General features: G+C 66.3%; 5 protein-coding genes. 3 read left to right on the forward strand and 2 right to left on the reverse strand.

Annotation, left to right across the window (positions count from 1 at the left end):
* Both Q0S71_RS14050 and Q0S71_RS14055 read right to left on the reverse strand, forming a co-directional pair.
* A partial coding sequence (locus Q0S71_RS14050) for a glutamine synthetase family protein (RefSeq protein WP_295996645.1) occupies positions 1–990 on the reverse strand: 990 nt, incomplete at its 3' end.
* A gap of 18 nt (positions 991–1,008) precedes the next feature.
* Positions 1,009–1,827: a gamma-glutamyl-gamma-aminobutyrate hydrolase family protein gene (locus tag Q0S71_RS14055; protein ID WP_295996647.1), complete on the reverse strand. Its 819-nt coding sequence runs from the start codon at positions 1,825–1,827 to the stop codon at positions 1,009–1,011.
* A 376-nt stretch (positions 1,828–2,203) separates the two neighbouring features.
* Between Q0S71_RS14055 and Q0S71_RS14060 the strand changes: the two genes are divergently transcribed.
* The 3 genes from Q0S71_RS14060 to Q0S71_RS14070 form a co-directional block, all read left to right on the forward strand.
* Positions 2,204–5,410, forward strand: coding sequence for an efflux RND transporter permease subunit (locus Q0S71_RS14060; RefSeq protein WP_295996649.1), 3,207 nt, complete (start codon positions 2,204–2,206; stop codon positions 5,408–5,410).
* 1 nt (position 5,411) lies between these two features.
* Positions 5,412–6,689 (forward strand): efflux RND transporter periplasmic adaptor subunit, encoded by a 1,278-nt coding sequence (locus Q0S71_RS14065; protein WP_295996652.1) that lies wholly within the window; start codon positions 5,412–5,414, stop codon positions 6,687–6,689.
* The coding region (locus Q0S71_RS14070; RefSeq protein ID WP_295996655.1) for an efflux transporter outer membrane subunit at positions 6,686–8,162 on the forward strand (1,477 nt) is incomplete at its 3' end. The genes Q0S71_RS14065 and Q0S71_RS14070, both read left to right, overlap by 4 nt.

Here is an 8,162-nt window from a genome sequence, read left to right on the forward strand (position 1 = left end):
GATGTTGATCGGCGCGGCCGTGTGGCGCACGATGCGGCGATAGGAGTTCACATACGGCGCCATGATGGCCATCACCGACGGCGTGTAGCGCTGCAAGCCGCCGATGTAGTGGCGGAAGTGGGCCGACGGCGAACCGTCCGCCGTGTTGAAGATATTGCGGCCGGTGGCGGCGTCGCTCACGCTCTGGTGCACATGCATCGCCGATCCGGGCTCGCCGGCCATCGGCTTGGCCATGAAGGTGGCATACATATCGTGCTTGAGTGCCGCTTCGCGCAAGGTGCGTTTGAAGTAGAAGACGTTGTCGGCCAGCGCCAGCGCGTCGCCGTGCTGGAAATTGAGGCCCATCTGGCCGGCGCCGGTCTCGTGGATCAGCGTGTCGACGTCGAGATTCATCAGCGCGCAGTAGTCGTAGATGTCCTCGAACAGCGGATCGAATTCGTTGACGGCGTCGATGCTGTAGACCTGGCGGCTGGTTTCGGCGCGGCCGCTACGGCCGACCGGCGGGCGCAAAGGCAGGTCGGGATCGGTGTTTTTCGCGGTCAGATAAAATTCCAGCTCCGGCGCCACCACCGGCTTCCAGCCTTTTTCCTCGTACAGCTTGAGCACGCGGCGCAGCACGGAGCGCGGCGCGAAATCGACCAGGCGGCCGTCGGAAAAATAGCAGTCGTGTATCACCTGCGCGGTCGGGTCGGAGGCCCACGGCACCATCGTGATGGTGGTCGGATCGGCCTTCAGTATCATGTCGCGGTCGGTGGTCGAAATGGCGCGGTCATAGCCGGCGTCTTCGACCGGATAATTGCCGGTCACGGTCATGCCCAGCACCGCCTCCGGTATCCGCATGCCGCGCTCCTGCGTGAACTTACCGCGCGGGAGTATCTTCCCGCGCGCCACGCCGGTCAAATCCGGCACCAGGCATTCGATTTCCGTGACGCGTTTTTCGTTCAGCCACAGGTCCATGTCGGTGTAGGTAAAATTTTCGCGTATCGCCATCGTTTTCTCTCTTGGTTTTTATTCGTCGCCGGCGCTGGGCCGCGCGTGCTTGGCGTGCTTGGCGTGCTTGTATTGCCGGTAGCTGGCGCAGGCCAGTCCGAAAGCGGCGAACAGCTTCATGGAATTTTCATTCTCGGTCAGCAGCCACTCCGGATGCCACTGCACCGCCATCGTAAAGCCTGGAGCGTCAATCACGCTGCACGCTTCAACCAGGCCGTCGTCGGCGCGGGCCTCGACGGCCAGGCCGGGCGCCAGCTTCGCGATGCCCTGTCCGTGCAGAGAATTGACCATGATCGCGCCGGCGCCGTCCAATAGCCGCGCCAGACGGCCGCCCGCTTCGAGCAGCACGCGGTGCGCGGGCGCGTACTGCCGCGCCAGCGTGTGCCCCGGGTTTTCGCGGTGGTCCATCATGCCGTCGACATGGTGCACCGCCTGATGCAGCGTGCCGCCCAGCGCCACATTGAGTTCCTGGAAGCCGCGGCAGATCGCCAGCAGCGGCATGCCGCGCGCCAGCGCCGCGCGGATCAGCGGCAGCGTGGTGGCGTCGCGCGCATGGTCGAAAGGCTGTTCGCCGGCCGCCGCCTCGCCGTACAGGCCCGGATGCACGTTCGACGGTGAGCCGGTCAGCATCACGCCGTGGACCGCGTCGAGCAGCGCATCGAGATCGGCCGCCGCGCCCAGCGCCGGCAAAATCAACGGCATGCAATGGGCGCCGGTGGCGACGGCGTCGACGTATTTCAGCTGCGCCGTGTAGTTGGCATGCGCGCCCACCGGGTTGACACAGGCGGGAACGATGACCAGCGGCAGGGGATGCGGCAAGGGATCTGGCGGGTTCATGGTCTTCGATCTTTACGGTGATGAAGCGGGCGGCGGCATTCTTACCCGCCGCGTTACTTGCTTATCGAATATTTATTTATAACATCATAATCACTATTTAGCATACTTGTCGCTCCCACCGCAGATATTCGCGCCGGCCCTCGCGCGGGCCGCCGCCGCGTTTTAATCCGGCCGCCGTGTAACGTAGTGTATTAGTAAGTATCATCCTGCATAACATGCACGTACACGTACAGGTCCGTGCTATGATTTTGCCCTAATTGTAGGCAATGCCGCCAGCATCGTCTGTCCCAAACCCTGACAGCATTGCCGGACGCCCGCCCACCGCCGCAGCCCTTGCGGCGGCCGGGTGTCGTCCATTTGACGCGGAAAATATCAGATGTGGATAGTTAATATAGCGCTGCGACGGCCCTACACTTTCATCGTGATGGCCTTGCTGATCCTGTTGTCGACGCCTCTCGTGCTGAGCAAGATGGCGACCGACATTTTCCCGGAAATTAATATTCCGGTCATCAGCGTGATCTGGCAGTACAGCGGCCTGTCGGCCCAGGAAATGGGGGCGCGCATCGCGTCGACCAATGAACGCAGCCTGACCACCACCGTCAACGACATCGAGCATATCGAGTCGCAGTCGCTGGCCGGCACCAGCATCATCAAGATCTTCTTCCAGCCGACGGCCGACATCCGCACCGCCATCGCTCAGGTGGTGGCGATCGAACAGGCCCAGGTCAAGCAGCTGCCGCCGGGGATCACGCCGCCGCTGATTATCAAATATTCGGCCTCGTCGATCCCGGTGATCCAGCTGGCCCTGTCGAGCAAGACGCTGCCGGAGCAGTCGCTGTTCGACACCGCCGTCAACTTCCTGCGTCCGCAACTGGTCACCATCCCCGGCGCCGCCGTGCCCTATCCCTACGGCGGCAAATCGCGCCTGGTGTCGGTCGACCTGGACACCCAGGCGCTGCAGGCGAAGGGCATGACGCCGACCGACGTCGTCACCGCCATCAGCACCCAGAACCTGATCCTGCCGTCGGGCACCGCGAAGATCGGCAACACCGAATTCAACGTCAACATGAACGGCTCGCCCGACACCATCGCCGGCCTCAACAACATTCCGGTGCTGACCAAGAACGGCAGCACCACCTATCTATCCGAAGTGGCGCGCGTGCGCGACGGCTTCTCGCCACAGACCAATATCGTACGCCAGAACGGCGAGCGCGGCGTGCTGCTGTCGGTGCTCAAGAACGGCGGCTCGTCCACCCTCGATATCGTCAACACGCTCAAGGCCATGCTGCCGGCGGCGCTGCAAAGCCTGCCGCAGGATTTGAAGATCACGCCGCTGTTCGACCAGTCGCTGTTCGTCAAGGCCGCCATCAGCGGCGTGGTGCGCGAAGCCATCATCGCCGCCGGCCTGACCGCCGCCATGATCCTGCTGTTCCTCGGCAACTGGCGCAGCACCTGCATCATCGCGGTCTCGATCCCGCTGTCGATACTGTCGTCCATCCTGGTGCTGTACATGCTGGGCGAGACCATCAACATCATGACGCTGGGGGGCCTGGCGCTGGCCGTCGGCATCCTGGTCGACGACGCCACCGTCACCATCGAAAACATCGAGCGCCACCTGCACCAGGGCGCCGACCTGCACAAGGCCATCCTCGACGGCGCCGGCGAAATCGCGGTGCCGGCGCTGGTGTCCACGCTGTGCATCTGCATCGTGTTCGTGCCGATGTTCTTCCTCACCGGCGTGGCGCGCTACCTGTTCGTGCCGCTGGCCGAGGCGGTGGTGTTCGCGATGATCGCCTCCTACATCCTGTCGCGCACCCTGGTGCCGACCATGGTGATGCTGATGATGGACCACGCTCCGGCCCACCCGGACGCCAAACCTAGCCTGTTGCAGCGCGCCTACCGCAGCTTCGACGCCAGCTTTGAAAAATTCCGCGGCGGTTACATCATCATCCTGTCCTCGCTGCTCACCCACCGCAAGCTGTTCGGCGGCGCCTTCCTCGCTTTCTGCGTGCTGTCGCTGGCCCTGGTGTTCGGCATCGGCCGCGACTTCTTCCCCAGCGTCGATTCGGGCCAGATCCGTTTGCACATGCGCATGCCGACCGGCACCCGCATCGAGGAAACCGCGCGCCAGGCCGACGAGGTGGAAAAAGTCATCCGCGACGTGATCCCGAAAGAGGAACTGACCGTGGTGCTCGACAACCTCGGTACGCCCTACAGCTCGATCAACCTGTCGTACTCGAACGCCGGCACCATCGGCACGCTCGACGCCGAGATCCAGCTGTCGCTGAGCGAAGACCACCATCCGTCGCAGATCTACATCGACCGGCTGCGGCGCGAACTGCCGCGGCGCTTCCCCGGCGTGGAATTCTTCTTCCAGCCGGCCGACATCGTCACGCAGATTTTGAACTTCGGCCAGCCGGCCGCGATCGACATCCAGATCGCCGGCAAGGACGAACACGGCAACTACGCCATCGCCAGCGAATTGATGAAGCGGGTGCGCGGCATCGCCGGCGCCGTCGACGTCCACGTGCTGCAACGCCAGGATTTGCCGACGCTGAACCTGAACCTGGACCGCAGCCAGATCAAGCAGCTCGGCATCAATCCGGCCGACGTCGCGCAGAATCTGCTGGTGTCGCTGTCGGGCAGCTCGCAGACGCAGCCCGCGTTCTGGCTCAATCCGCAGAACGGCGTGGTCTACAACATCGCCGTGCAAACGCCGCAATACCGCATCAACGACCTCGATGAATTGCTGCGCACGCCCGTGCGCGCCAATCCGAACGGCAGCGGCACCGGCGCCTCGCAGCAGCTGGGCAGCCTGGTGCAGGTGCGCCCGGCCGTGCAGCAGGCCGACGTGTCGCACTACAACCTGACGCCGGTGGTCGACGTCTACGCCAGCGTCGAGGGACGCGACCTCGGCGCCGTCGCCGACCAGGTGCAAAAAGTCATCGACGAGATGACGCCGAAACTGCCGCGCGGCAGCCACATCGTGCTGCGCGGCCAGGTCGAAACCATGCACTCGTCCTTCCTCGGCCTCGGCGTCGGCCTCTTGATGGCCATCGTGCTGGTCTACCTGCTCATCGTCGTCAACTTCCAGTCGTGGGTCGACCCCTTCATCATCATCACGGCGCTGCCGGCCGCGCTGGCGGGCATCGTCTGGATGCTGTTCCTGACCGGGACCACGCTCAGCGTGCCGGCCCTGACGGGCGCCATCATGACCATGGGCGTGGCCACCGCGAACAGTATTTTGATGGTGTCGTTCGCGCGCCAGCGCCTCAACGACGGCCTGCCGCCGCTGTCGGCCGCGCTGGAGGCGGGCGCGACCCGTATCCGGCCGGTGCTGATGACGGCGCTGGCCATGATTATCGGCATGGTGCCGATGGCGATCGGCTTCGGCGAAGGCGCCGAGCAGAACGCGCCGCTGGGCCGCGCCGTCATCGGCGGCCTGCTGTTCGCCACCATCTCCACGCTGCTGTTCGTGCCGGTGGTCTTCGCCGGCATCCACCGCTATCTCGAACACCGCAAAGCGGCCCGTGACGCCCACCGGCCCAACCCCACATCGCCTGCAGTAGAAGGGACTATCTGATATGACTGAAAATCGCCACGCCGCCCTCGGCATCCACGGCGCCGCCGCCGACGGTTCGCAACCACACCACGCGCCGCACCGCGCCCCCATCCTGAAACGCGCCAAGTGGACCGGCGCCATCGTCATCGGCCTGCTGCTGGCCGGCGCCGTCGTCACCATGGTGATGCGCGCCTCGCACGCCGACGCGCTGGAAAAATCGAACAGCGAATTGGCCCGCCAGTTCGTCACCACGGTCAACGCCAGCACCGCGAAAAGCAGCGAGCCGCTGACGCTGCCCGGCACGCTGCAAGGCATCATCGAGTCGCCGATCTACGCGCGCTCGAGCGGCTATGTGCTGCGCTGGAAGGCCGACATCGGCAGCCGCGTCAACAAGGGCGACGTGCTGGCCGAAATCGACACCCCGGAAGTGGACCAGCAGCTGTCGCAGGCCGTCGCCGCGCGTCAGCAGGCCGCCTCCAGCCTGGAGCTGGCCAAGAGCTCGGCCGAGCGCTGGGAGGCGCTGCGCAAGAAGGACGCCGTCACCGCCCAGGAACTCAATGAGCGCAGCAGCGCCTACACCCAGGCCCAGGCCAACCTGGCCGCCGCCGACGCCAACGTGCGGCGCCTGCAAAAGACCGAGGAATTCAAGCGCGTGCTGGCGCCCTTCTCCGGCGTCATCACCAGCCGCACGGTCGATGTCGGCGACTTGATCGACGCCGGCAACGGCGGCGCCGGCCGCGCCCTGTTCCGCCTGGCCCAGGTCGACCCGCTGCGCGTCTACGTCTACGTGCCGCAGGCTTACGCCCAGCGCATCAAGGCCGGCGACAGCGTCATCGTCACCCAGGCCGAACTGGCCGGCAAGCAGTTCAAGGGCACGGTCGCGCGCACCGCCGGCGCCATCGACGCCGCCACCCGCACGCTGCAACTGGAAATCAATCTGCCCAACCACGACAACGCGCTGCTGGCCGGCGCCTACGTGCAGGTGGAACTGCCCATCAGCGGCAGCTCCAACGCGCTGCTGGTGCCGCAGAACGTGATCCTGTTCCGCGCCGAGGGCACGCGCGTGGCCACCGTCGGCGCCGACGGCAAGGTCAAGCTGCAAACCGTCCTGCTCGGCCACGACCTGGGCAACAAGCTGGAAATTTTGAACGGCATCACGGTGGCCGACAAACTGGTCGTCAATCCGGCCGACTCGCTGGCCGACGGCGACGTGGTCTCGGTGCAGCAGCCGGCCGCCGCGCAGGCCAAGGGCGCGGCGACGGCGGCGGCCCCGGCCACGGCCGCCAAGGCGGCGCCATGATGGCGTCGCGCCGCCCTCTCGCGCTGTGCGCGGCGCTGGCCCTGGCCGGCTGCGCCAGCGCGCCCGATTACCAACAGCCCGGCGTCGAGATGCCGGCCGCCTGGTCCGACCCGCGCTCGGCCGCGCCCTTCCACACCGGCGCGCCGAACGACGCCGCCGTCAAGGGCGACTGGTGGACCCTGTTCGACGACGCCCAACTGAACCAGCTGGCGCGGCAAACGCTGGAGCGCAATCAAAGCCTGGTGGTGGCGGCCTCGCGCCTGGCGCAGGCGCGCGCGCAGGTGACGGTCAGCTCGGCCGGCCTGTTCCCGGCGGCCCAGTTGCAGGCCGGCGCCGGCCGCACGCGCTCGTCGGCGGACCGTCCGCTGGCGTCGCTGACGACCGCCAACAGTTCCATCGTCCAGAACAATTACCAGCTCGGCTTCGCCGTCAACTACGAGGCCGATTTGTTCGGCCGCGTCGGCAGCACGGTGGCCAACGCCCGCGCCACGGCCGAACAGGCGGGCGCCGATTTCGAGAACACGCGTTTGGTGCTGCTGTCCGAGCTGGCGGCCGACTACTTCAACCTGCGCGAGCTCGATGCCGAGATCGACGTGCTCAATCAGGGCATCGTCCTGCAAAACAAGGCCTTCGACTTCATCGACGCGCGCCACCAGCTGGGCGCCTCGTCCGGCCTCGATCTGGCGCAGCAGCAGTCGCTGCTCGACGCCAGCAAGACCCAGCTCGAACTGCTCAACACCCAGCGCACGCAATACGAACACGCCATCGCCACGCTGGCCGGCACGCCGGCGCCCAGCTTCAAGCTGGCGCCGGCCGTCGTCAGACTGACGCCGCCGGCGCTGCCGGTCGGCCTGCCGTCCGACGTGCTGCAGCGCCGGCCCGACGTCGCCTCGGCCGAGCGCGCGGTGGCCGCCGCCAACGCCGCCATCGGCATCGCCCGCGCCGCCTACTTCCCGACCATCATGCTGTCGGGCAGCGGCGGCTGGGACAGCAACACCGCCAGCACCCTGTTCAACGCGCCCAGCATCTTGTGGTCGCTGGGCGGCGCGCTGACGCAGACGCTGTTCGACGCCGGCAAGACCGGCGCCAATGTCGATATCGCCAAGGCCTCGTACACGGGCGCGGTGGCGGGCTATCGCCAGAGCGTGCTGGTGGCGATGCAGGAAGTGGAGGATGGCGTCGAGGGACTGGCGGCGCTGGAGCGCGCCAACACCCAGGCCGACAACGCGGTACGCAGCTCGCAGCGCGTGCTGGACCTGGCCAACGACCGCTATACCGGCGGCGTCGAGACCTATTTCGACGTCATCACGGCGCAGCAGACGCTGCTCAACAATCAGCGCCTGGCGGTGCAGATACGCGGCAAGCAGATGGTCAGCTCCGTGTATCTGGTCAAGGCCCTGGGCGGCGGCTGGCAGCGCGCGGCGCTGGCGCAGGCCGGGGCCACGGGCGGCGCGGCGGGAGCCGGTGCCGCTG

The organism is Rugamonas sp. (assembly GCF_025354735.1).
GTDB lineage: Bacteria > Pseudomonadota > Gammaproteobacteria > Burkholderiales > Burkholderiaceae_D > Rugamonas.

Coding starts and splice junctions, on each gene's coding strand:
- Q0S71_RS14055 (WP_295996647.1), bottom strand. CDS start 1,827: ATGAACCCGCCAGATCCCTTGCCGCATCCCCTGCCGCTGGTCATCGTT.
- Q0S71_RS14060 (WP_295996649.1), top strand. CDS start 2,204: ATGTGGATAGTTAATATAGCGCTGCGACGGCCCTACACTTTCATCGTG.
- Q0S71_RS14065 (WP_295996652.1), top strand. CDS start 5,412: ATGACTGAAAATCGCCACGCCGCCCTCGGCATCCACGGCGCCGCCGCC.